A 22893-nucleotide genomic window follows, 5' to 3' on the forward strand; every position below is an offset into this window, starting at 1 on the left:
TTAGAGGTGATCCCCCCGCTGAGCGTCCGGGCTGAGGCCAGGTATCCTCACGGTGTCGGGAGGGTGTCGGTGCGGTAGCCGCACTGTACAACCCTGATCCGTCCAGCCACAGGGAGCCTCAGTCCGTGAGTGTGCCGCGCCCGGCAGCCGTCATCGTCCTCGCCGCGGGCGAGGGCACCCGGATGAAAAGCCAGACCCCGAAAGTCCTGCACGAGTTGTGCGGCCGCGCGCTGCTCGACCACATGCTCGCCGCCGCCCGCGATCTCGGCCCTGAGCGGCTCATCGTGGTGATCGGCCACGCGCTCGAACGCATGCGCGGCCACCTGGCGGCCACCAGCCCCGACGCGCGCGCCGTCGTCCAGAACGAGCAGCGTGGCACCGGCCACGCCGTGCGCACCGTCCTCGAAGAGGTCGGCACGATCTCCGGCACGGTCCTGGTCACCTACGGCGACGTGCCGCTGCTGCGCCCCCAGACCCTCGCCACGCTGCTCGAACGGCACGACGCCGACGGCAACGCGGTCACCGTGCTGACGGCCGAGGTGCCCGACCCGACCGGCTACGGGCGGATCATCCGTGACGATTCCGGCGCCGTGCTGGAGATCGTCGAGGAGAAGGACGCCGACGCCGGGCAGCGCGCCGTCAAGGAGATGAACTCCGGCATCTACGCCTTCGACGGCGAGCTGCTGGCCGACGCCGTCAAGCGGGTGTCCGCCGACAACGCCCAGGGCGAGGAATACCTCACCGACGTGCTGGCCATCCTGCGCGGCGACGGCCACCGGGTCGGCGCGTGCGTGGCCGGCGACTTCGTCGAGGTCGAGGGCGTCAACGACCGCGTCCAGCTGGCCGCCGCCCGCCAGGTGCTCAACCGGCGGCTGCTGGAGGCCCACATGCGCGCCGGCGTCACGATCATCGACCCGGCCGGCACCTGGATCGACGTGAGCGTACGCATCGCGCCCGACGCGGTGATCCACCCGGGCACCCAGCTCCACGGCGACACCGTCATCGAGGCGGGCGCCGAGATCGGCCCCGCCACCACGCTCACCAGCACCCGGGTCGGGGCGGGTGCGACCGTCCGCAACGCGGTCTGCGACCACGCCGACATCGGGCCGGAGGCCAACGTCGGCCCCTACGCCTACCTCCGCCCCGGCACGGTGATCGGCCGCGGATCGAAGGCCGGCACCTTCGTCGAGATGAAGAACACCAAGGTCGGCGAGCGTTCCAAGGTGCCGCACCTGTCCTACGCCGGTGACGCCACGATCGGCGACGACGTCAACATCGGCGCCTCCACCGTCTTCGTCAACTACGACGGGGTCGACAAGCACCACACCACCGTGCGCGACGGCGCGTTCGTCGGCTGCGACACCATGCTCGTCGCCCCCGTGACCGTCGGCGACGGCGCCTACACGGCGGCGGGCTCGGTGATCGCCGACGACGTCCCGCCGGGCGCGATCGGCGTGGCACGGGCGCGGCAGCGCAACATCGAGAAATGGGTCCTGCGCAGGCGCGCGGGCACCAAGTCGGCCGCGGCCGCCCAGCGGGCGCTGGCCGAGCGGGATCAGGAGAAAGAAGCATGACCGAGCTTGCCGAGGTCATCGAGCAGCACGGCACCGTGGTCGTGAGAGTGACGAAGGGGGTCTCATGACCAGCATCAAGCAGCCGGGCGAGAAGAATCTCATGCTCTTCTCCGGCCGGGCCTACCCCGAACTGGCCGAAGAGGTGGCCGAGCACGTCGGCGTCTCTCTCACGCCCACCAAACTCATCGACTTCGCCAACGGCGAGATCTACGCCCGCTACCTCGAGTCCGTACGCGGCTGCGACGCCTTCGTCATCCAGAGCCACACCGGGCCCATCAATCAGTGGATCATGGAACAGCTCATCATGGTCGACGCGCTGAAGCGGGCCTCCGCCAAGCGCATCACCGTGGTCATGCCGTTCTTCGGCTACGCACGCCAGGACAAGAAGGGCCGCGGCCGCGAGCCCATCACGGCCAGGCTGATGGCCGACCTGTTCAAGACCGCCGGCGCCGACCGCCTCATGTCGATCGACCTGCACACCTCGCAGATCCAGGGCTTCTTCGACGGCCCGGTCGACCACCTGTTCGCCATGCCGGTGCTGGAAAACTACCTGAAGAACAAACTCGACCTGGCCAACACCACCATCGTCTCGCCCGACACCGGCCGGGTCCGCCTGTCGGAGCGCTGGGCCGACACGCTCGGCACGCCGCTGGCGTTCATCCACAAGCGGCGCGACCTCGACGTGGCCAACTCGGTCAAGGTCAACGAAGTCGTCGGCACCGTACGCGGCCGCACCTGTGTGCTGATCGACGACATGATCGACACCGCGGGCACGATCTGCAAGGCCGCCGACGCCCTCTACGAGCAGGGCGCCACCAACGTCATCGCCGCCGCCACCCACGCGGTCTTCTCCGAGCCGGCGGTCGACCGGCTGAAGAACTCCCGCATCAGCGAGGTGATCGTCACCAACACCCTGCCCCTGTCGGCGGCCAACAGGTTCGACAAGCTGACCGTCCTGACGATCGCGCCGCTCATCGCGCGCGCCATCACCGAGATCTTCAAGGACGGCTCCGTCACGAGCCTGTTCGAGGGTGACACGTGATCGAGCGGGACGGATGAAGGCTGGTCGGCCGGAGGCTGGCCGGCCGGTAGACTGTCAGGGTTGCGCTCGTAACGCCTTCCGCTAGGGCGGGTGAGGGGGAGCGCTCACCGATCCGATGAAGCATCCCTAGGAGATGTCGTGTCTGAAGTACGTATCGCCGCCGAGCAGCGCACCGCGTTCGGCAAGGGCGCCGCCCGCAAGATCCGTCGCGCGGACAAGGTGCCCGCCGTTCTCTACGGGCACGGCACCGACCCCAAGCACCTGACCCTGCCGGGCCACGAGGTGCTGCTCGCGCTCCGGACGGCCAACGTGCTGATCCGCCTCGAGGGTGAGGGCATCGACGAGCTGGCGCTGCCCAAGGGCGTGCAGCGCGACCCGATCAAGGGCTTCGTCGAGCACGTCGACCTGCTCCTGGTCAAGAAGGGCGAGAAGGTCACCGTCGAGATCCCGGTCACCACCGTCGGCGACGTCCACCCCGACGGCCTGCTCGACCAGCAGCTCGTCTCCATCGCCGTCGAGGCCGAGGCCACCCACATCCCGACCGGTGTCGAGGTCGACGTCGAGGGCCTGGAGGTGGGCAAGGTGATCACCGCCGCCGACCTCCCGCTGCCGCAGGGCACCACGCTGTCCGCCGACGCCGACGTCGTGGTCCTCCACGTCATCAACAAGCCGGTCGAGGCTGCCGAGGAGGTCGCCGAGGCCGAGGGCGAGGTCGCCGAGGCTCCCGAGGGCGCCGAGGCCTCCGCCGAATAACGGCCATCCGGGCAACGGGGCGGCTTCGCACGAGCCGCTCCGTTGCGCTATGAGGGGATCACATGGATCGCTGGCTGATCGCCGGGCTGGGCAATCCAGGGCCCGAATACGCGGGCAACCGGCACAATGCGGGCTTCATGGTGCTCGACGAGCTGGCCGCCAGGGCCGGCGGGCGGTTCAAGGCGCACAAGAGCCGGGCCGAGGTCTGCGAGACCCGCGAGGCCATCCTCGCCAAGCCCCTGACCTACATGAACCTCTCCGGCGGGCCCGTCAAGGCGCTCTCCGACTTCTACAAGATCGGCGTCGACCGGCTGATCGTCGTCCACGACGAGCTCGACGTCCCCTACGGCGCGCTGCGGGCGAAGCTCGGCGGCGGCGACAACGGCCACAACGGCCTCAAGTCGATCACCAAGGTCCTCGGCACCCGCGACTACCTGCGGGTGCGGTTCGGCATCGGACGCCCGCCCGGCCGCATGGACCCTGCCTCCTACGTGCTCAGAGACTTCGCCACCGCCGATCGTAAAGACCTGCCCTTCCTCGTCGACCGGGCGGCCGACGTGGTGGAGTCGTTGATGGCCCGAGGCCTCGAGGCCACCCAGAACGATTTCCATCGGGCTGATCTGCACATTTCCGGCCCACCTCGCTGATCGCCGCATAGAGCCGTTCGCCGGTTCCTCCAGCTTCCCCGCCGCTACGATCTGTGACTGTCCGTACGGGAATGGTCACCGGGGAGGCGCGTGTGCGCGGTGAAGGGCTCATGGCCGTCGCCGGAAACGGTCATGCCGTCTCCTGGGGGGTCGGGCCGCGCGTGCCCTCCTGGGTGCGCTCCTACCAGGTGCGCGCCGTGCTGGCCGACCTGTGCGGGGCGGGCGCCGCGGCCACGATCGCCTTCACGATCAGGTTCGGCGGGCTCACCCCCTACGTGCTGCCATACCTCCTGGTCAGCATGGCCCTGCCGGTGGTGTGGTGCTGCGCGGTGGCGCTCAACAGGGCCTACGAGCCGCGCATGCTGGGCGTCGGCTCCGAGGAGTTCCGCAGGATCCTGCAGGCGGGCGTGGCGCTGACCGCGGGCACCGCCATCGGCTCCTACGTGACCAAGACCGACGTCGCCCGCGGCTACGTCGTGCTGGCACTGCCCCTGGTCACCCTCTTCACGCTGGTGCTCCGCTACGGCCTGCGGCGCTCGCTGCACCGGCGCAGGGCGGCGGGCGGGTGCATGCGCCGGGTGGTCGCGGTCGGCCATCCTGTCGCGATCGCCGAACTGGTGCGGCTCTTCCGCAGGGAACGCCATCACGGCATGGACGTCGTGGCGGCCTGCCTGCCCGGCGGACGTGCCGGCGACAACGTGGGCGAGGTGCCGGTCGCCGGCGACCTCAGCGACGTGCCGATCGCGGTCGGCCAGTACACCGCCGACACCGTGGCCGTCCTGGCCTGCCCCGAGATGGACGGACAGGCACTGCGCCGGCTGGCCTGGCGGCTGGAGCGCACCCACACCGAGCTCGTGGTGGCCCCCGCGCTGATGGACGTCGCCGGCCCGCGCACCACGATCAGGCCCGTCGCCGGGCTGCCGCTGCTGCACGTGGAGCATCCCGAGCTCACCGGGGCCAGGCAACTGGTCAAGAACGTCTTCGACCGGCTGGTCGCGGCCGCGCTGCTCGTGCTGCTGGCGCCCGTGCTGGTGGTGCTGGCGATCGCCGTCCGCGTGACGAGCCCGGGGCCCGCGCTGTTCCGGCAGACCCGGGTCGGCAAGGGCGGGAAGGTGTTCACCATCGTGAAGTTCCGCACCATGCGGCGCGGCGCGGAACGGCAGAAGATCACACTGGTCAGCGACCGCGACGGGCTGCTGTTCAAGATGCGCAACGATCCGCGGGTCACGCCGCTCGGCGCGCTGATGCGCCGCCACTCGCTCGACGAGCTGCCCCAGCTCATCAACGTCGTACGCGGTCACATGTCGCTCGTCGGCCCCCGCCCGCCGCTGCCCGAGGAGGTGGCGCGCTACGGTGACGACGTGCGCAGAAGACTCCTCGTACGCCCTGGGCTGACCGGGCTGTGGCAGGTCAACGGTAGATCTGACCTATCGTGGGAGGAATCCGTCCGTCTAGACCTGCGTTACGTCGAGAACTGGTCCCTCACTCTGGACCTCCAGATCCTGTGGAAGACTTGGTCGGCCGTCGCCCGCGGGCAAGGAGCTTATTGATGACGATTCGCGACGATCACGCCCTCGCCGCTGACCTGGCCACCGAGGCCGGCGAACGGCTGCTGGGGGTCCGCGAGCGCACCGGGTTCGACGACCCCGCCGCGCTGCGGGCCGAGGGCGATCGCGCCGCCCACGTCCTGCTCATGGAGTCGCTGGCCAGGCTGCGGCCGAGCGACTGCGTGCTGTCGGAGGAGGCCACTCGCGAGGAGCGCCTCGACCCGCGCCGCCTCACCGCCGACCGGGTGTGGATCGTCGATCCTCTGGACGGCACCCGCGAGTTCTCGGAGCGGCGAGCAGGCCCCGGAGGCGGCAGCTTGCGTGACCACGAAGGGGCCGTGGGGAGCGCGACCATGGGTGCGGAGGGCCGGTCGGACTGGGCTGTGCACGTGGCGTTGTGGGAGCGCGGCAGGCTGACCGCGGGCGCCGTGGCGCTGCCCGCCCAGGGCCGTACGCTGACGACCGCCGACCCGCCCAAGCCTCCCGCCCACGAGAAGGGGCGTTTCCGCATCGCGGTGAGCCGCACCCGGCCGCCCGAGTTCGTCCAGAAGCTGGCCGACCTGGTCGGCGCCGATCTCGTGCCGATCGGATCGGCGGGGGCGAAGATCTCGGCGGTGCTCACTGGCGAGGTCGAGGCGTACGTACACGCCGGGGGCCAGTACGAGTGGGATTCCGCCGCGCCGGTCGCCGTCGCCCTGGCCGCAGGGGTTCACGCGAGCCGCATCGACGGCTCCGAGCTGATCTACAACCAAGCCGACCCGTCCCTACCCGATATCCTGGTTTCCCTACCCGATCTGGCGGCATCCCTGCTGGCCGGGATCCGGGACCTGCACCGCTGACCTCCGGAGGAAGCTTCCATGCTCCAGCGCGACTACACGACGTCGCAGCTCGACGTGCTCGAGGCAGAGGCCATTCACATCATGCGTGAGGTGGCCGCCGAGTTCGAGCGCCCCTGTCTGCTCTTCTCCGGAGGCAAGGACTCGATCGTCATGCTCCGCATCGCGGAGAAGGCGTTCTGGCCCGCACCCATCCCGTTCCCGCTCATGCACGTCGACACCGGCCACAACTTCGACGAGGTCATCGAGTTCCGTGACCGCCGCACCGCCGAGCTCGGCGCGCGCCTGATCGTGGCCAGCGTGCAGGAGTCGATCGACCAGGGCAGGGTCGTCGAGCAGACGGGCCGGCGCGCCTCGCGCAACCGCCTGCAGACCACCACGCTGCTCGACGCGATCGAGGCGCACGAGTTCGACGCCGTGTTCGGCGGAGCCAGGCGCGACGAGGAGAAGGCCAGGGCCAAGGAGCGGGTGTTCTCCTTCCGCGACGACTTCGGCCAGTGGGATCCGAAGAACCAGCGCCCCGAGCTGTGGAACCTTTACAACGCCCGCATCCGCAAGGGCGAGCACATCCGTGTCTTCCCGCTGTCCAACTGGACCGAGCTCGACGTCTGGGACTACATCAGGCGCGAGGGCATCGAGATTCCCTCCATCTACTTCGCCCACACCCGCAAGGTGTTCGAGCGCGACGGCATGCTGCTGCCCGACGCCGACGTCGTCCAGCGCGGCGACGACGAGCCGCTGTACGAAGCGGTGGTGCGCTACCGCACCGTGGGCGACATGACCTGCACGGGCGCCGTGCAGTCCCCGGCCACCACGGTCGAGGAGATCATCGAGGAGATCGCGGCCACCCGGATCACCGAGCGCGGCGCCACCAGGGCCGACGACCGGGCGTCCGAGGCCGCCATGGAGGACAGGAAGAGAGAGGGCTACTTCTGATGGACATTCTTCGCTTTGCCACTGCGGGGAGCGTCGACGACGGCAAGTCCACCCTCATCGGACGGTTGCTCTACGACTCCAAGGCGATCTTCGAGGACCAGCTCGAGGCCGTCGAGCGCACCTCGCGCGACCGCGGCACCGAATACACCGACCTGTCGCTGCTGACCGACGGGCTGCGAGCCGAGCGCGAGCAGGGCATCACGATCGACGTGGCCTATCGCTATTTCGCGACACCGCGCCGCAAGTTCATCATCGCCGACACGCCCGGCCACATCCAGTACACCCGCAACATGGTCACCGGCGCCTCCACAGCAGACCTGGCGATCATCCTCATCGACGCCCGCAAGGGGGTGCTGGAGCAGTCGCGGCGCCACGCGTTCCTGGCCTCGCTGCTGCGCGTGCCGCACCTGGTGCTCGCCGTCAACAAGATGGACCTGGTCGACTACTCGCAGGAGCGGTTCGAGGAGATCAGGGAGGAGTTCACCTCGTTCGCGTCCAAGCTGAACGTCGGCGACCTCACCTTCATCCCGATCTCCGCGCTCAACGGCGACAACGTGGTCTCCCGCTCGGAGAACATGCCCTGGTATCTCGGCACGTCGCTGCTGCACCACCTGGAGAACGTGCACATCGCCTCCGACCGCAACCTGACCGACGTGCGCTTCCCCGTCCAGTACGTGATCCGCCCGCAGCGGGCCACCGACCACGCCTTCCACGACTACCGCGGCTACGCCGGCCAGGTGGCTGGCGGGGTGCTCAAGCCGGGCGACGAGGTGATGCACCTGCCCTCGGGGCTCACCACGCGGATCGCGTCGATCGACACGTTCGACGGTCCGGTGGAGGAGGCGTTCTCGCCCATGTCGGTGACACTGCGCTTCGAGGACGACCTCGACATCTCGCGCGGCGACATGATCGCCAGGCCCAACAACCAGCCGCACGTCGCGCAGGAGCTGGAGGCGATGATCTGCTGGATGGCCGACGGCATCAAGCTGACGCCCCGCACCAAGCTGACGATCAAGCACACCACCCGTACGGCGCGCGCCCTGGTGCGCGACCTGCACTACCGGCTCGACGTCAACACGCTGCACCGGGACGAAGAGGCCACGTCGCTCGGCCTCAACGAGATCGGGCGGGTGTCGCTGCGGGTCACCCAGCCGCTGTTCGTGGACGACTACTCCCGCAACCGGATGACCGGCGGCTTCATCCTCGTAGACGAGGCCACGAACGGCACGGTCGCCGCCGGCATGGTCATGGACGCGCACTGAGGTAGATCTTTTGGCGAATCCGTGACCATCTGATTACGCTCCGCGCTAGGGTCTTCGCGTTCCGTGTTGGCGACGCGAAGGCCCTTTTCCGTGACCGACCACCCACCCGCCCGGGTCATCTACCTGGGAGGCCTCGGCCGCAGCGGCACCACGCTGCTGGAAAGGCTGCTGGGCGAGCTGCCCGGCGTGGTGGCGCTGGGAGAGGTGGTGCACCTCTGGGAGAGGGGCGTCCTCGCGCAGGAGCTCTGCGGGTGCGGTGCGGCCTTCCCGGCCTGTGCCTTCTGGCGTGCGGTCGGTGAGCGGGCGTTCGGTGGCTGGACCACGTCAGTGGCCGGAAGGGTCCTGACGTTGCGGCGCCGGGTCGACCGCACCCGCAGGATCCCCCGCATCGCGCATCCCGACCTGGCCGAATACGCGCGGGCGTACCAGACGCTCTACTCCGCCGCGGGCGCGCCTGTCGTGATCGACTCCAGCAAGCACGCGTCCCTGGCCTGCTGCCTGGTCGCCGCGGGCGTGGACGTGTCGATCGTCCACGTGGTCCGAGACCCGCGCGCCGTCGCCCACTCCTGGGGCAGGACCGTCGAGCGCCCCGAGGACGGGCGTCCCATGACCCGCTGGGGCCCCGCCAGAGCGGCCGTCCACTGGACGGCCCAGAACGCCGCGCTCGAGCTGCTCGCCGGGCGCGGGGCGCGGGTGATCCGCGTCCGCTACGAAGACCTCGTGGCCGCGCCCGTGGTCACGCTCACCCGCCTGGCCCACGGCCTCGGCCTGGCCGCGGCGGACCTGCCGTTCATCGACGGCTCGACCGCCTGGCTCGGCCCCTCCCACACGGCCTCCGGCAACCCGATGCGCTTCCGCGTGGGGCGGGTGGAGCTCCGGCGGGACGACGCCTGGGTGTCGGGGCTGGCGGGCCGCGACCGGCGCGCAGTCGACCTGCTCACCTGGCCGCTCAGGGCCCGGTACGGCTATCGGAGCGCGGCATGACCCCATCCGTCGGCGTGGTGATCCCGACCCGCGGCAACCGCCCCGCCCAGCTGCGCGAGGCCGTGGCAGCGGTCCTCGCCCAGGACCATCCCGGCGGGCTCCGCGTGGTCGTGGTGGCCGACACCTCTGACGCCGAGCCGGCCGCCGCGGCCCGCGACGTCGCCGAGCAGGTGGCCGACGTGGCCTCTCCTGACCGGCCCGCACGGCTGCGGGTCATGCCCAACGTGCTCACCCCCGGGCTCCCAGGGGCACGGAACACCGGGATCGCGGCGTGCGACACCGACCTCGTCGCGTTCTGCGACGACGACGACGTGTGGCTGCCCGGCAAGCTCGCCGCGCAGGTGCGGGCGCTGCGCGACGGCGGCGAGTTCGCCAGCTGCGGCATCGAGGTCGAATACGCCGGCCGTCGCGTGATCCGCCTCGCCGGCGCCTCGACGGTGACGGCCGGCGACCTGGTCCGTTCGCGGATGGTGATGGTGCACTCGTCGACGTTCCTGTTCGAGCGCGGCTCGTTGTGGGTGGACGAGACCGCCCCCGCCGGGCAGAACGAAGACTGGGACCTCGCCCTGCGCGCCGCCAGGCGCCGGCCGATCGTGCAGGTCGACCGTCCGCTGGTCCGGGTGCGATGGGGCGGATCCCACTACGCCACGCGCTGGGCCGACCGCATCGCCGGGCTCGACTGGATGCTCGCCCGCCACCCCGAGCTCGCCGGGGACCCCCGGGGCGCGGCGCGGATCTACGGCCAGCTCGCCTTCAGCCACGCCGCGCTCGGGCACCGCCGCGAGGCCGCCCGCTGGGCGCTGCGCACGTTCGCGGCCCGGCTGGGCGAGCCGCGCGCGGCGATCGCGCTCGCCGTGGCGGCCGGTCTCGTCTCCGCGCCCACCGTCCTCACAACGCTCCACCACAGGGGGCACGGCATTTGACTCCGCCCACCACCCCGCTACACGCCACAGCCACGGGCGCCATGTCCCACGAGCGTCCCGCCGGGCCCTTAGCCTCCTCCGGGCGGGCGGTTCCCGTTCTCGCGGCACAGCCCTGTGCGGGGCCGGTGCCGTCCGTGGCGCCCGGAGCGGAGGCTCTCGGCCCGGGAGCGCGGCGGGCGGCGCGGGTACGGGTGGGCGGGGTCGAGGTGGACGCGCTCACCGAGGACGACGTGGTCGCATGGGTGGCAGGCGAGCTGGAGTCGGGAAGGGGCGGCCGGATCGTCACCCCGAACGTCGACATCTGCAGAGCCGCCGTCGCCGATCCCGCTCTGAACGACCTGGTGTGCTCGGCGGAGCTCGTCGTGGCCGATGGCATGCCGCTGGTGTGGGCGGCCAGGCTGCAGGGCACCCCGCTGCCCCAGCGCGTCACGGGAGCCGATCTCATCTGGTCGCTCAGCCGCTCCGCCGCCCGTCACGGCTGGCCCGTCTACCTGCTCGGCGGCCCGCACGGCGTCGCGCGCAAGGCCGCGGCCGAGCTCACGAGCCGCTTTCCGCGACTGCGGGTATGCGGCGCCCACGGTCCGCCGTACGGCTTCGACGCGACCACCGAGGGCAGGGAGAGCGTCCTGCGGAGGGTGGTCGCCGCACGGCCACGGCTCGTGTTCGCCGGGCTGGGATTCCCGAGACAGGACCGGCTCATCGCCGACCTGCGGCACGAGCTGCCGGGGACGTGGTTCCTGGGGTGTGGCGCGGCGATCGGATTCGCCGCGGGGACGGTCGCCAGGGCTCCGGAGTGGATGCGGCGGGCCGGGCTGGAATGGGCGTTCCGGCTGGCCGTCGAGCCCGGCCGGCTGGCGCGCCGCTACATGGTCGACGACCTGCCGTTCGCGGCCCGGCTGCTGGGCGGCTCGCTCATCGCACGGGTCAGGTCCGGTGCCCGGTCACGTCCGGCGATCCGGCAGAGCGGCTGACTCCGACGGGATGAGCGCCGGATGGCCGGGTCAGGTGGCGGTGAGGGCTCGTACGCGGGCGGCGTCCTCGGGGGTGAGGCCGCGGGCCGCATCGCGCAGGGCCCGGCGGGAGTCCATGGGCCGGTACGCCGTGCGTGACAGTCCCGACCAGGCGAACCCCCTCCCAGGCGCTGAGGGGCCGGTGCAGGCTCGCAGGATGCGGCGTTCGGCGGCGGGCGTCCAGGACAGGCCGGCGTGGTCGTACAGGTCGCGGAAGCGGGGGAGCGGGTCGGCGGCCAGGGATTCGTACGACGTGATGAGGATGCCCGGCGTGCGGGCCAGGATCGAGCGGGTCGCCCGCCACAGCGCGGCGGCCTTGGCGATGCGGTCCTGCGAGCCGACCAGGGCGCGCAACTCCAGCAGGCCGGGGTGGTCACGTACGAGCAGCGGCTGCTCCAGCAGCTCGTGGAAGTGGACGGTCCACCCCAGCCGCTGCCAGCTCGCCACGAACGACACCGGATCGCGCACCAGCGCGATCACCCGGCACCCCAGGCGGCGGGCGAACCAGCCGGCGCTCAGCACGGCGAACGGGTCGTCGAGCAGCGCCCGCCGGCCCGCCAGCCGGCCGAGCGTGAACGCGGTGCCGTAACGGACGAGGCGGGCCAGGTCGTACGGCGAGTGGTTGGCCCGCACCTCGGACAGCCAGCGGTAGCGCAGGGCGACCGTGTCGCGGAAGGCGGGCAGCCAGGTGGCGGCGTTGTCGTCGCAGATGTACTGGAACCGGTGGGTCACCTCGGCCCTGAGCACTCCCGGGCAGCGTCCTGGCGGGTGTTGCGGGTTGAGCGGCTCGTTGACGTAGACGAGGTCGCCGCCGGCGGCGAGCATCTTGCCGGTCCAGCTCGTGCCGCTTCTCGGCAGGCCGGTCACCAGCACGGGGGCCCGGGTCACGCGGCGGCCCGCGTGCGCAGGCGCAGCGCCGCCAGGGTGTGGCGCCCGAACGGGTGCAGGCCGTAGCGGCGGTGGAGCTGCCACAAGGGGAGCAGGTTCTTCACCAGGACGCCGCCCGACCAGCCGACGACCGCTCCGAGAGCCCCGTACGAGGGGATCAGGGCCAGGTCGAGGGCCACGGTGCAGGCGATCGCGGCCAGCAGGTTGAGCAGGCTCGCGCCGGTGTGCCCGGCGGCGGTCAGCACCACGTCGACCATCCCGCAGGCCGTGGCCACCATCATCGTCCCCGCCAGGACGAGCGCCACCGGCGCCGCCTGGCTGTAGGAGGGGCCGAACAGGTGCAGCAGCCAGGGCGCCAGCGCCGCGTACCCCATCCAGACCGGCCAGGTCATCAGCACCAGCCAGACCGTGGCGGTCTGGTAGAGCTCCCCTGCGCGCGCCCGCTCGCCCTCGGCGAGCGCCCTCACCAGCCGAGCCTGTACGGCCTGCGCCAGTCCCTGGTTGGCGAGCTGCCCGACCACCTTGAACCGGGTGGCGGCCGTGTAGACGGCGGCCTGCGCGGGCCCGCCGAGCGCGGCGACGATCAGGATGTCCACCCGCTGGAACACCGCCTGGATCGCTCCTGCGACCGAGCGGGGCGCGGTGTGGCGCCACAGGTCCCGGTCCGTGCCCGAGAGGTACGGCGTGTGCGGCGCCCGTCCCCGCAACGTGGTGGCGGCCAGGACCGGCAGCAGCGCGTACGGCGCCGCCCACGCGACGGGCAGCCACCACACCGCCCCGGTCAGCGCCACGGCGGTCACCAGGGCGAGCTGGCAGCCCGGCACCAGCACGCCGTCCAGCACCACGGTGGGCCGCATGGCCCCGAACCCCCTGGTGGCGGCCAGCAGGACGTCGCCCGCCACGATGAGCGGGATCGCCGCGGCGAGCAACCCGAGATGCGGATACAGCAGCGCGCCCGCGGCGCAGGCCGCCACCACGCTGGGGAGGAGCGCCGCCCGGATATATCCCGAAATACCGCGATACTCGAAGGTTCGAGCGCGGGCGATGAAGTAGATCAGCCCGTTCCCGGCGTCCAGCTTGGCGATCCCGGCCGCCATCAGGGCCAGCGCGGTCACCGTGAAGAACGCCCCCGCCTCCGCCGCCGTGAACGCCCTCGTCACCACCACGACCAGGGCGAACTGCGCGAGCGCGCTGAAGACGGCCCCCGCGACCCCGGCGAACCCCCGCCGCCTCACCGAGCCGACCACCGGGCCGACCACCGGGCCGACCACCGGGCCGACCACCGGGCCGACCACTGGGCCGGTCACTGGCGCCACGACGGCTCACCGCCCAGCCACCGCGCCAGCCGGGCGTCGTGCGGGGCGAAGTGCTCCCGCAGCGCCCGCCCCAGATCGGGCGGCACCCGGCGCGGCAACGCCCGGCCGTTGTGCCGCTCGAACTCCGGACAGCCCAGCCGGGGCACCTCCAGGAAGTCCAGTACCCGGTCATAGACGGCCCTCGGCCGGGCGAAGAACAGGTGGCTGTCGAGCACCAGGATGCGCTCGCGCCCGAACAACGGCTCCAGCCGGTCGAGCTGGTCGGCGTAGCGGCCCCGGGCGAGGTAGGCCTGGTGGCGATGGGCGTGGTGGAGCGCGAAGGGTTCGTTCCGCAGCAGCTCCTCCGCTCCGGCCAGGCGCCGTTCCTCCAGCTCGACCGCGCGCTCGAAGTGCGACTCCGTCTCGAACCCCCTGGCCAGCTCGTGGGCGTGCGCGGAGCAGGCCCGCTCCACCGGGTCGCGCACCAGCACGATGAGCTTCACGCCGGGCAGGTCGGCCGCGATGCGCTCCCCGGCCAGCGGATGGAACAGGTAGTAGGGCGACGACTCGAACGCCAGCGCCCGCGCGCCGTACCGGCGGCCGAGCAGCGCCGCGCCGGCCCGCAGCGGGAAATGCCCCTGATACCAGGACATTCCCCGCTCATAGCCGACGTCGAAGTAGTGCACGCCCTTGTGCAACACCGGCTTGAGCAGCAGCGGGTGTTGTTCCAGGGCGCGGTACAGCGAGGTGGTGCCGCACCGCTGTGCCCCCGCGATCAGGAACGACGGCAACATCCGGGCGCCCGACGTGAACCTGCCCGTGTTCCTGGACATCGACAACACCGGCGCCTTGAAGGCCTTCACGTGAGCAGCTCCTCGTGGTCGACGACCGGGCAGAGCCAGGTCTCGGGAGGCCCGAGCGGGGCGTGGCCGTCGGCCGCGTGCCTGTCGGCCAGCGCGATCAGGTAACGCAGGGCGGTCTGCCTCGCCACCGACGCCGACACCCCCAGGGGCGCGAGCACGCGTACGGACTGTGCCAGGCAGGCCCGCGCCGCGACCGGCGGGCTCATCCTGCGCAGGGCCCGCTGGAAGAAGTGGTGCACGGCGTCCAGCCCGTAGGGCACGCCGACTTCGTAGCGCTCCCAGTCCCATACGAGCAGCCGCCCGTCGGGGGAGGGGCACATGTTCCAGGGCGCGAGGTCACCGTGCCAGGCCGGCGACGACCCTCCGGTGGCCGCGATCTCCTTGACCGCGGCGAGCCGCAGCGGCTCGCTCACCCGGCCGTGCCGGACCGGCAGCGGGGCGAGCGCCAGCACCGTGAGCCCGTTCCAGCCGCCGTGGTGCAGCACCCTGGGCGTGACCACCGTGTCCAGCGACATCCCGGCCAGCCGGTGCAGGGCGGCCGCCTCGGCGGCGACCAGTTCGCGGGCGCGCGGGCTGTCGCCGATCTTCACGAACGCCAGCCGCCGCGCTCCCGAGCGCACCTCCAGAACGGGCTTGCGGTTGGCCCGCCGCGCGGGACGTACGTGCAGGACCGTCTCGACCGGCCGGGCGAAGACCTCGCTCAGGTGCGCCGCGATGGAGCCCTCGACCGGCACCACGACCCGCGACCCCACATGCCACCAGCGGCGCGGCGCGAGCCGGCGCGGCAGGGCCGTGTGCGGCAGCACGGTGTAAGGGCGGGGGGAGCCCGGCCCGGGATACAGCAGCCGCACGGTCTCCGCGAGATAGCCGAGGCGGACGGCGGCGTCGGTCATCGGAAACCTCCAGGGATACTCCGGCCCTCATGCCGGGGAGCGGGTGACGCGTTCCTCCACAGGATGGCGAACGAGATGAGGTACAGGCTGAGCGGCGTGAACAGGCCGTCGTAGACGAACATGTAGAGCAGCACGAGCCCCATGACGAGCACTCCGGCCAGCCCGGCGGGGCTGCGGTCACGCCAGTGCCGCCGGATGGCGCCCGCGAAGAACGCCACGTAGAGCGCCGCCCCGGTGAACCCCTGCGTCATGATCAGCAGCCAGAGCTGCCCGTCGCTGCCCAGCGGCGGGTGCCCGCAGCCCGTGCACCACTGGGTCTTGCCCGTGGTGATCGTGCGGTGGTTGCCGGTCGCGTTGCGCGTGTTGCCGTAGCCGATGACCGGCGAGTGGGTGGCGGCGGCGAGCGTCGCGCTCACGGTGAAGGCCCTGATGTCGTTGGAGTGCGGCTTGTCCAGCCGCTGCGCGAACAGCGGGGCGAGCGGGCTGAGCGCGAACGCCAGCGCCGCCACGGCCACGCCCCCGCAGAGCGCGACGCGCGTGCGCCCGCCCACCCGGACGATCAGGTAGGGCACGGCCAGGCCGAGACCGATCCACAGGCCGCGGTTGAGGGAGTACACGATGGGGACGGCGGCCAGAGCGATCAGCACCACGGCGAGAGCCCTGCGCCGCCGCCCGCCGTACACCCACCAGCCGACCACGAACCAGACGAGCAGCACCGACACGTTGCTGCCCCACGCATTGGCCCATTCGAAGGGCGCCTCGGGCCTGGGCATGGCGTAGCCGAGCACCTTCTGCGTCTGGCCGGCGGTGGGGTGGATGAGGTTCTGGACGAACGGGTTCTCGCCGATCCAGCCGGGCAGCAGTAGCTCCACCGGCGAGGTGAAGTGGAACGACGGGAACAGCACGCCGAGCAGCCCGCCCGCGACCGTGGTGACGAAGAGCGCGCCCATCATCCGCACCAGGCGCAGTTGCGGCAGCTCGCGCTCGGTCAGGTTGCCGAGGTAGAGCACCACGATGAGGATCGCCGTGTAGAGCGCCAGCCGCATGCCGTAGCCGATGATCCTGCCGGGCCCGAGCTCGCCGTAGGTGCCGGGCGGCATCTCCGCCAGCATCAGACCGCTCACCAGATAGCCGGCCAGCAGCAGCAGCCACAGCCCGAACCCGCGCGGCACCCTGATCGGCCTGCGCCGCCAGAGGATCACCACCATGGGTGCCGCCAGGACGATCACCGCCAGGCCGCCGAACCCGAGCGCCCACCAGATCGGATAGCCGACCAGCAGCGCGGCGATGGGCCACGCGGGGCCTTTCACGCTGGCTTGCCCCTCCGCCTGGTCCGGTGCGGCGCCTGCATGCGCGTGCCCTCAGCCGGCACGCTCACTTGGAGTTCGCCGGTGGCGACGAGCTTGCCGAGCGAGGTGTGCGGGCGCGCCTCGATGTAGGGGACGAACGACGGCACCGCGTCGGTGGCGGCGACCGCGCCGATGACGGGCACGTCGTGCCGGGCGAGGCGGCGTACGGTGGCCGCGACCTCGGTGGAGGTGACCCGGCGGAGCCCGACGAGGAGCAGGGCCGCGTCCGCCCTGGACAGGTCGCGCACGTCGGAGCCGTCGAGCACCGTCAGCGGCGCGCCGACCGCGAGCGGCTCGGCGGGCGAGGAGACGTAGAGGTGCGCGGGCAGCGCCTTGACCAGGAGCCGGTTGCCGGGGCATGCGGCGACCACGGCGCCGGCCAGGTCGTGGGGCAGCTCGTGCTCGCCCGGTCTCGACAGGTCGGCGAGAACGGGCAGGCCGGTCAGGCGCTCGATGTCGGCGGCCGTGCGCAGCCGCGTGTCGAGCCGGTCGCGGGCGTGGGCGGCGGCCGTGCCGGCGAGCAGCCCGGCCATGAGCCCGGTGCCGAGGTGGAGCGGCAGGACGGGGCCGCTGGGCTCGGTGGGCGGCTCGGCCTTGCTGATGATCGCGCCGGGGGTCACCGCGACGGTCCGCAGCTCGTCGTATTTCAGCGCGAGGTTGGCGGCCTGCCGGTTGAGGACGTTCTGGCGCTGGGCGGCGATCGCGTGCTCGGCGCTGCCGCGGGGCAGCGTGTGCAGCCGCTTGATCGTCAGCTCGATGGCGGAGTTGACGTGCTTGAGCTTGGCGAGGACGGTGCGCTGCTGCTCGGCCATCGCGGTCAGCGCGTTGTGGCGGCGGTGGGCGAGGTAGGCCTCGGCGTAGGCGTGGGACTGGGCCGCCGCGGCGGCGGGCTCGGCGGCGGTCACCGCGATCCACAACACCGCGGAGTTGGGCGGCACCGAGACCTCGACCTCCTCGAGCTCGGCGCCCCGCAGCGCCATGGCGGCCCGCGTGGCGACCACGGTGGACTGGGCGACCTGGGCCTCGGTGTCGAGGTTGAGCGCCTCGCGCTGGCGGTTGGTCACCTGGTTGCCCGGCTCCTGCGTGCCGACGGGCATGACGAGCACCTGCGTGGTCGCGGTGTAGGAGGCCGGCGTCAACCACAGCAGCGCGAGCCCCGCGGCGCCGCCGGCGACGACGCAGCCGACGAGGACGGCCCAGCGACGGCGCAGCGGCGCGAGATGCTCACCCAGCTGGGCGCCGGTGCGGGGGACCTGAGGGTCCGGCGGCAGGCTCATGAGGGGTCTCCTGGATCATGTGCGCGTCGTCATCGATCAGCGACTCTGCGTCACCGGCCGGGTGTGCGCCCACTATAGGGCCGCCCGCCTTTACCTCGGCTGAATACACAAGATTTTCTCCGGTACGGCCACAAAGAAGCCCCTTCATATATCGAAATACATGGATAAGTCGGGCGAATTGTGGCCGCGGTGACGTGGGGAGACTTCCACACTGGCTGAAGTTCGCGGAATGTCATGGCAAGGTTCAGGTTTGACAGGCAGGGTCGTTCGACAAGGGGGGTTGGAAGGCTTTGCGGCAACGGGGCATTTCTCATAACGCGACGAACACGGCATTCACCGGCATGATCCTGGCCGTGGCCACGACGATGGCCGCCTGCTCCACCGTGGCCGACTCCGACGCCGGGGCGCCGGTCGCGGTCGAGGAGCCGGCGCGTGACGTCGCGGGCCCGCCCGCGTGCACGGCGACCAGCAAGCTCATCCCGTCGTGCGGCGCCTGGTGGGGCATCGCGCCCGAGATCTTCACCGGCGCCCCGGTGGAGGAGGCGCTGCGCGGCGCGGAGTCGCGCATGGACGCCGGCGCAGACGTGCTGCACGTCTACCACCGGGGCAGCGAGTTGTTCCCGACCGACGCCGAGATCCGGCTGGCCCGCGACCCGGCCAGGCCGAGGCTGCTGCTGATCAACTGGAAGCCGTCGTTCGACCACACCTGGGCCGAGATCGCCGACGGGGCGCTCGACGCCAGGATCGACCGGCTGGCCGGCCACCTCCGGCGCACCTTCCCCGAGCGGTTCTTCCTCACCGTGCACCACGAGCCGGAGAACGACGTGGACGCCTCGTCGGGCTCGGGCATGCAGGCCACCGACTACGCGGCGATGTTCCGGCACATCGTGCTGCGGCTGCGGGAGCGGGGCGTGAAGAACGCCGTCATGGTGATGACGTACATGGGGGCGCCCAACTGGGCGGCCAAGCCCTGGTTCGAGGACCTCTATCCGGGTGACGACGTGGTCGACTGGGTGGCCATGGACCCCTATGCCGACCATCGGGTCGACGACTTCGAGGGCCTGGTCAACAAGACCCGCAAGGAATATCCCGACTGGCCGGGCTTCTACCGCTGGATGCAGGCCCGCTTCCCCGGCAAGCCGGTCATGGTGGCCGAGTGGGGGGCGTTCTCGCGGCCGCTCGACCGGTCGTTCAAGCGGGCCTTCTTCGAGTCCGTACGCCGCCAGATCAAGCGTTATCCCCAGATCAAGGCGCTGATCTACTTTGACTCCCCGCAGGCGCCGCGCGGTGACACCAGCTTCGACTCCGACGAGGCGGCCGACCGCGCGTTCACCGCGCTCGCCCGTGACCCCTACTTCCGTGCCACCCCGGTGCCGCGGCCCTAGCGCGTGCCGACCTTCTCGCCCCGCGGCTGGGGAGTCTCGGCTCTGGCGCGCAGGCGCCAGCCCACGACGGTTACCGCGGTGGCGGCGGCGAGGGCGCAGAGGGTGACGAGGTCGTCCACGTCGAGCAGCTTGAGCGCGGAGGCGAGCAGGACGATCGCCAGCATCGCCCGGATGAGGCCGCCGGGTGCGCGCGAGGAGATCCTGGCGCCGAGATAGACGCCCGGGATCGAGCCGATGAGCAGCGACAGCGTGAGGTCCGCCTGGAAGTCGCCGAACAGCAGGTGGCCGAGCGCCGCGGAGACGACCAGCGGCACGGCCTGGACGAGGTCCGTGCCGACGAGCTGGTTGGCCTTGAGCGCCGGATAGAGCACGAGCAGGGCCACGATGATCAGCGATCCCGAGCCGACGGACGAGACGCCGACGACCAGACCGCCTATCATACCGACCAGTAGGGTCGGAAATGGGCGCACGACGATCTCATGCGCGCTCGACGATCCACCCCGCCCGCCGAGCCACGACTTGACCGCCATGCCCGCCACGGCCAGCAACAGCGCCACGCCGAGCGCGTACTTGACCGCGTCGGTGACCGCGAACGCGCGGGCCAGGAACACCCCGCAGAACGCGGCAGGCACCGAGCCCGCGCACAACCAGGCCACCAGGCGCAGGTTGACCGTGCCGGTGCGCAGATGCACCACGCCGCCGACCGGCTTCATCACGGCCGAGGCGACCAGGTCGCTGGAGACGGCGGCCAGGGGAGGGACGTTGAAGAACAACATCATCATGGGCGTCATGAGGGCCCCGCCGCCCATGCCGGTCAGGCCCACCACGATCGCGACGAGGAACGACCCGCCGATCAGCGCCAGATCTGTGCTCATCGGTCGCTCACCAGCTCCTCGTTCGCTGCGCGGAGTGCCTCGTTCCTCGGCCCTCCACTCCGCTCACTGCGTCGCTCACCGGACCCAGCCGCCGGACCTCAGCGTCTCCAGGACCTGGGAGACGGCCGCCTCGATCGTGATGTGCGTGGTGTCGATCGTCAGGTCGGCGTCGTCCGGCTCTTCGTACGGGTCGGAGATGCCGGTGAACTCGGGGATGAGCCCGGCGCGGGCCTTGGCGTACAGGCCCTTGCGGTCGCGGCGCTCGCACTCCTCCAGCGGCGTGGCGACGTGTACGAGCAGGAAGTCGGCCCCGACGGACTCGACCGTCTCGCGCACCTCCGCGCGGGTCGCCGCGTAGGGGGCGATGGGCGCGCAGATGGCCAGACCGCCGTGCCGGGCGGCCTCGGCGGCGACGAAGCCGATGCGGCGGATGTTGAGGTCGCGGTCGGCCTTCGAGAAGGTCAGGCCCTTGGACAGCAGGTGGCGCACCACGTCGCCGTCGAGGTAGGTCACGGTGCGGGTGCCGAGCTCCAGCAGCGCGTCGCGCAGGCCGCGGGCGACGGTGGACTTGCCGGAGCCGGACAGCCCGGTGAAGAAGACCACGAGGCCGCGCCGGTGCGGCGGGCCGGGGATGTGCACGGGGTCAGGGCCCGCCAGGTGCTCGGTCGCGCCGTAGGCGGTGGCGACGTGCTCGCGCAGCTCCAGGTCGATCTCCGGCTCGTCGCGTGGCGCCAGGGGGACGGAGACGACGAGCGTGCCCTCGGGTAGCTGGTCTCTCGCGCGCAGCGCGGCGCGTACGACGGCGGGGCCCGCCTCGCCGTACGCGAGGGGAAGCAGCAGGATCACCGCGTCGAGCTCTTTCGCGGTGGCGATGATCTCGGAGAGGTCGTCGAGCGGCCCGCGCATGGTGACGGCGAGCGCGGGCCGCCCGCCGAGCTCGGCCCGCACGTCGGCCGGCGTGCGCCGCAGGCGCGCGAACGGCCCGTGCTCGGGCGTGCCGAGGCCGTGGACGGGCCCGGAGGTCAGCCCGTCGGGCTCGTGGGCGCTCACCGTCAGCCTGGCCAGCGGCAGCCCTTCGGGATCGAGCAGGGTGACCTCGTCGCCGGGTGAGACGTCGGCGGGCAGATGGAGGGTGACGGGAGCGGGCCACGACGTGCCGTCGGCGAGCGTGCCGCGCTCATGCACGGCGTGCAGGTCGTCGTGGCCGAGGAACCCGGTCAGCGGCTCGAACGCGCCGGAGAGCAGCAGCTCGAGATCGGCCAGCTCGCGCGGGTCGGGGGTCCACTCCACGTATTCGTCATCCCAACTAATCCGATTGAATTGGTAGGAAAGAATCCTAGCGGGTGGAAACAGTGTGGCACTAGATGAGCCGGGCGAAGTGGTGCTGGGGTTTCCTGATCACCATGGTGATCTCGTCGTGGGAGGCGGGATAGCGGTCGTTGGTCAGCCTGGAGACCGCCGTGATGGCTGCGGCGCCGATGCGGCGGGAGCGCGCGGGGCCGCTGATGGTGCGCACCTCGTCGGTGATCATGAGGCCGCGGCTGAGACAGAACGCGTGCAGTCCGTCGCTCGACGTCAGCGGCTCGTAGACGGTCGGCAGCGGCCCCGGCCATCCCGGCGGGACGAGCGGGCGCCACAGCAGGCCGCGCAGCCACGACGGCGTCATCCGGTCGAGCAGGCCATAGGCGGAGCCGCGGTCGCGCATGCGCAGCAGCACCAGGCCGCCGGGGCGCAGTGACTGCAGCAGGCGGTCGAAGATCAGCTCGGCGTGCCTGACCCGCTCCAGCAGGAACGACACCTGCACCACGTCGTAGGACCTGGGCGGCATGGGCACGCAGCGCAGGTCGCCCAGCGACCACGCGGCCAGGTCTCCCCGCTCCTCGAGGAGCCGCCTGATGACGGGGTGGTCCTCGTCGGCTCCCGTGGCCTTGGTCTCGATGTGCTCCAGCACCAGCGGCCCGTCATGCGCGCAGCCGGCGACCAGCACGTCGAGCCGCTTGTGCGGCTGCATCGCGCAATGCTCGCGGACCCGCTGACCGAAGAGGTCGCCTCGCTGGGCGACGGTTCGCACCTCAGACATGTCACCTACAGTAATCAACCAATCGTTATGTGTGACGTATTTCCCTGCTAGCGTCCTGGCCCGTGAGCGATGAGGTGCCCGAGCCGGGGATCTACGTGGGCAACGCGGGCGTCGACGGCGCCGGTGACGCCGGCTGGCTCCTCGGCCATTTCAAGCCCCCGGGCGATCCGCGCCACAGCGACGAGGTCGAGATCAAGTGGGGCGTGCACCCGCCGGGCGACCGGCGGGCGGCGTGGGCCGTCGGCGAGACGCGCACCGCCCTGCTCGTCCTGATCAGCGGGCGTTTCGTGGTCGAGTTCCGCGGCCGCGACGTGGTGCTGGCCGAGCCGGGCGACTACGTCGTCTGGGGCAAGGGCGTCGACCATTCGTGGCGGGCCGAGGCGGCGTCGACCGTGCTCACCGTGCGCTGGCCCTCGGTGCCCGGTTACAAGCTCGGGTGAGCCGGCGCGGCGAGTACCCTGGGTGAGGAACCCC

Annotated in this window: 22 protein-coding genes; 13 read left to right on the forward strand and 9 right to left on the reverse strand. The window is 71.6% G+C overall.

Annotated features, from left to right (window positions below):
* Window positions 1-125: 125 nt before the first annotated feature.
* The 11 genes from glmU to ACTWPV_RS15395 all read left to right on the forward strand — a co-directional run bounded on the left by glmU (window position 126) and on the right by ACTWPV_RS15395 (window position 11475).
* Window positions 126-1574, forward strand: a complete 1449-nt coding sequence (gene glmU, locus ACTWPV_RS15345; protein ID WP_347646217.1) for a bifunctional UDP-N-acetylglucosamine diphosphorylase/glucosamine-1-phosphate N-acetyltransferase GlmU — start codon at window positions 126-128, stop codon at window positions 1572-1574.
* Window positions 1575-1638: 64 nt separating this feature from the next.
* Window positions 1639-2616, forward strand: a complete 978-nt coding sequence (locus tag ACTWPV_RS15350; RefSeq protein WP_347646218.1) for a ribose-phosphate diphosphokinase — start codon at window positions 1639-1641, stop codon at window positions 2614-2616.
* 138 nt (window positions 2617-2754) lie between these two features.
* Window positions 2755-3369 carry a 50S ribosomal protein L25/general stress protein Ctc gene (locus tag ACTWPV_RS15355; RefSeq protein WP_443152266.1) on the forward strand — a complete coding sequence of 205 codons (615 nt, stop codon included), beginning with the start codon at window positions 2755-2757 and terminating at the stop codon, window positions 3367-3369.
* A 62-nt stretch (window positions 3370-3431) separates the two neighbouring features.
* Window positions 3432-4016: an aminoacyl-tRNA hydrolase gene (gene pth / locus ACTWPV_RS15360; RefSeq protein WP_347646220.1), complete on the forward strand. Its 585-nt coding sequence runs from the start codon at window positions 3432-3434 to the stop codon at window positions 4014-4016.
* Between the two features lie 110 nt (window positions 4017-4126).
* Window positions 4127-5566 (forward strand): sugar transferase, encoded by a 1440-nt coding sequence (locus tag ACTWPV_RS15365; RefSeq protein WP_347646456.1) that lies wholly within the window; start codon window positions 4127-4129, stop codon window positions 5564-5566.
* Window positions 5566-6402 (forward strand): 3'(2'),5'-bisphosphate nucleotidase CysQ, encoded by an 837-nt coding sequence (locus ACTWPV_RS15370; RefSeq protein ID WP_443152267.1) that lies wholly within the window; start codon window positions 5566-5568, stop codon window positions 6400-6402. Before ACTWPV_RS15365 ends, ACTWPV_RS15370 begins: the two co-directional genes overlap by 1 nt.
* A gap of 18 nt (window positions 6403-6420) precedes the next feature.
* Window positions 6421-7335: a sulfate adenylyltransferase subunit CysD gene (gene cysD / locus ACTWPV_RS15375; protein ID WP_347646222.1), complete on the forward strand. Its 915-nt coding sequence runs from the start codon at window positions 6421-6423 to the stop codon at window positions 7333-7335.
* Entirely contained in the window at window positions 7335-8597 is a 1263-nt protein-coding gene (gene cysN / locus ACTWPV_RS15380) for a sulfate adenylyltransferase subunit CysN (protein WP_347624137.1), read from the forward strand. Before cysD ends, cysN begins: the two co-directional genes overlap by 1 nt.
* 90 nt (window positions 8598-8687) lie before the next feature.
* Window positions 8688-9581: a sulfotransferase family protein gene (locus ACTWPV_RS15385; RefSeq protein WP_443152268.1), complete on the forward strand. Its 894-nt coding sequence runs from the start codon at window positions 8688-8690 to the stop codon at window positions 9579-9581.
* Window positions 9578-10504, forward strand: a complete 927-nt coding sequence (locus tag ACTWPV_RS15390) for a glycosyltransferase family 2 protein (RefSeq protein WP_443152269.1) — start codon at window positions 9578-9580, stop codon at window positions 10502-10504. Before ACTWPV_RS15385 ends, ACTWPV_RS15390 begins: the two co-directional genes overlap by 4 nt.
* 134 nt (window positions 10505-10638) lie before the next feature.
* The gene (locus ACTWPV_RS15395; protein WP_443152270.1) at window positions 10639-11475 is read left to right on the forward strand and encodes a WecB/TagA/CpsF family glycosyltransferase; all 837 of its coding nucleotides are present in this window, start codon (window positions 10639-10641) and stop codon (window positions 11473-11475) included.
* Between the two features lie 30 nt (window positions 11476-11505).
* Here ACTWPV_RS15395 and ACTWPV_RS15400 read toward each other — a convergent pair whose 3' ends face one another.
* The 6 genes from ACTWPV_RS15400 to ACTWPV_RS15425 are packed head-to-tail and all read right to left on the reverse strand — an operon-like array spanning window position 11506 to window position 18079.
* Entirely contained in the window at window positions 11506-12402 is an 897-nt protein-coding gene (locus ACTWPV_RS15400; RefSeq protein WP_443152271.1) for a sulfotransferase, read from the reverse strand.
* On the reverse strand, window positions 12399-13709 hold the full coding sequence (locus tag ACTWPV_RS15405) for a lipopolysaccharide biosynthesis protein (protein ID WP_443152272.1): 1311 nt from the start codon (window positions 13707-13709) through the stop codon (window positions 12399-12401). Before ACTWPV_RS15405 ends, ACTWPV_RS15400 begins: the two co-directional genes overlap by 4 nt.
* Window positions 13706-14560, reverse strand: a complete 855-nt coding sequence (locus tag ACTWPV_RS15410) for a sulfotransferase domain-containing protein (RefSeq protein ID WP_443152273.1) — start codon at window positions 14558-14560, stop codon at window positions 13706-13708. The genes ACTWPV_RS15405 and ACTWPV_RS15410 overlap by 4 nt, the downstream gene beginning before the upstream one ends.
* Window positions 14557-15453 carry a hypothetical protein gene (locus ACTWPV_RS15415; protein ID WP_443152274.1) on the reverse strand — a complete coding sequence of 299 codons (897 nt, stop codon included), beginning with the start codon at window positions 15451-15453 and terminating at the stop codon, window positions 14557-14559. The genes ACTWPV_RS15410 and ACTWPV_RS15415 overlap by 4 nt, the downstream gene beginning before the upstream one ends.
* Window positions 15450-16763: a hypothetical protein gene (locus ACTWPV_RS15420; RefSeq protein ID WP_443152275.1), complete on the reverse strand. Its 1314-nt coding sequence runs from the start codon at window positions 16761-16763 to the stop codon at window positions 15450-15452. The genes ACTWPV_RS15415 and ACTWPV_RS15420 overlap by 4 nt, the downstream gene beginning before the upstream one ends.
* A complete protein-coding gene (locus ACTWPV_RS15425) occupies window positions 16760-18079 on the reverse strand; it encodes a Wzz/FepE/Etk N-terminal domain-containing protein (protein WP_443152276.1) in 1320 nt (439 codons plus the stop codon). Before ACTWPV_RS15425 ends, ACTWPV_RS15420 begins: the two co-directional genes overlap by 4 nt.
* 353 nt (window positions 18080-18432) lie before the next feature.
* Here ACTWPV_RS15425 and ACTWPV_RS15430 point away from each other — a divergent pair, with 353 nt between their 5' ends.
* Window positions 18433-19464 (forward strand): glycoside hydrolase family 26 protein, encoded by a 1032-nt coding sequence (locus ACTWPV_RS15430; protein ID WP_347646231.1) that lies wholly within the window; start codon window positions 18433-18435, stop codon window positions 19462-19464.
* Here the strand turns inward: ACTWPV_RS15430 and ACTWPV_RS15435 are convergent.
* From ACTWPV_RS15435 to ACTWPV_RS15445, 3 genes are all read right to left on the reverse strand, one after another.
* Window positions 19461-20339 (reverse strand): sulfite exporter TauE/SafE family protein, encoded by an 879-nt coding sequence (locus ACTWPV_RS15435; protein WP_443152277.1) that lies wholly within the window; start codon window positions 20337-20339, stop codon window positions 19461-19463. The genes ACTWPV_RS15430 and ACTWPV_RS15435 overlap by 4 nt on opposite strands.
* Before the next feature lie 75 nt (window positions 20340-20414).
* On the reverse strand, window positions 20415-21629 hold the full coding sequence (cysC, locus tag ACTWPV_RS15440; protein WP_443152278.1) for an adenylyl-sulfate kinase: 1215 nt from the start codon (window positions 21627-21629) through the stop codon (window positions 20415-20417).
* Between the two features lie 70 nt (window positions 21630-21699).
* Entirely contained in the window at window positions 21700-22419 is a 720-nt protein-coding gene (locus tag ACTWPV_RS15445) for a class I SAM-dependent methyltransferase (protein ID WP_443152279.1), read from the reverse strand.
* Window positions 22420-22481: 62 nt separating this feature from the next.
* Between ACTWPV_RS15445 and ACTWPV_RS15450 the strand changes: the two genes are divergently transcribed.
* Window positions 22482-22859: a signal peptidase I gene (locus ACTWPV_RS15450; RefSeq protein WP_347646235.1), complete on the forward strand. Its 378-nt coding sequence runs from the start codon at window positions 22482-22484 to the stop codon at window positions 22857-22859.
* The last annotated feature ends 34 nt before the right edge of the window (window positions 22860-22893 follow it).

The sequence above is a fragment of the Nonomuraea sp. KM88 genome (genome assembly GCF_052245635.1).
Lineage (GTDB): Bacteria > Actinomycetota > Actinomycetes > Streptosporangiales > Streptosporangiaceae > Nonomuraea.

Excerpts from the sequence above, each read along its gene's own strand:
- ACTWPV_RS15350 (WP_347646218.1), top strand. The coding sequence starts at position 1,639 with ATGACCAGCATCAAGCAGCCGGGCGAGAAGAATCTCATGCTCTTCTCC.
- pth (WP_347646220.1), top strand. The coding sequence starts at position 3,432 with ATGGATCGCTGGCTGATCGCCGGGCTGGGCAATCCAGGGCCCGAATAC.
- ACTWPV_RS15365 (WP_347646456.1), top strand. The coding sequence starts at position 4,127 with ATGGCCGTCGCCGGAAACGGTCATGCCGTCTCCTGGGGGGTCGGGCCG.
- ACTWPV_RS15370 (WP_443152267.1), top strand. The coding sequence starts at position 5,566 with ATGACGATTCGCGACGATCACGCCCTCGCCGCTGACCTGGCCACCGAG.
- cysD (WP_347646222.1), top strand. The coding sequence starts at position 6,421 with ATGCTCCAGCGCGACTACACGACGTCGCAGCTCGACGTGCTCGAGGCA.
- cysN (WP_347624137.1), top strand. The coding sequence starts at position 7,335 with ATGGACATTCTTCGCTTTGCCACTGCGGGGAGCGTCGACGACGGCAAG.
- ACTWPV_RS15390 (WP_443152269.1), top strand. The coding sequence starts at position 9,578 with ATGACCCCATCCGTCGGCGTGGTGATCCCGACCCGCGGCAACCGCCCC.
- ACTWPV_RS15415 (WP_443152274.1), bottom strand. The coding sequence starts at position 15,453 with ATGACCGACGCCGCCGTCCGCCTCGGCTATCTCGCGGAGACCGTGCGG.
- ACTWPV_RS15425 (WP_443152276.1), bottom strand. The coding sequence starts at position 18,079 with ATGAGCCTGCCGCCGGACCCTCAGGTCCCCCGCACCGGCGCCCAGCTG.
- ACTWPV_RS15435 (WP_443152277.1), bottom strand. The coding sequence starts at position 20,339 with ATGAGCACAGATCTGGCGCTGATCGGCGGGTCGTTCCTCGTCGCGATC.
- ACTWPV_RS15445 (WP_443152279.1), bottom strand. The coding sequence starts at position 22,419 with ATGTCTGAGGTGCGAACCGTCGCCCAGCGAGGCGACCTCTTCGGTCAG.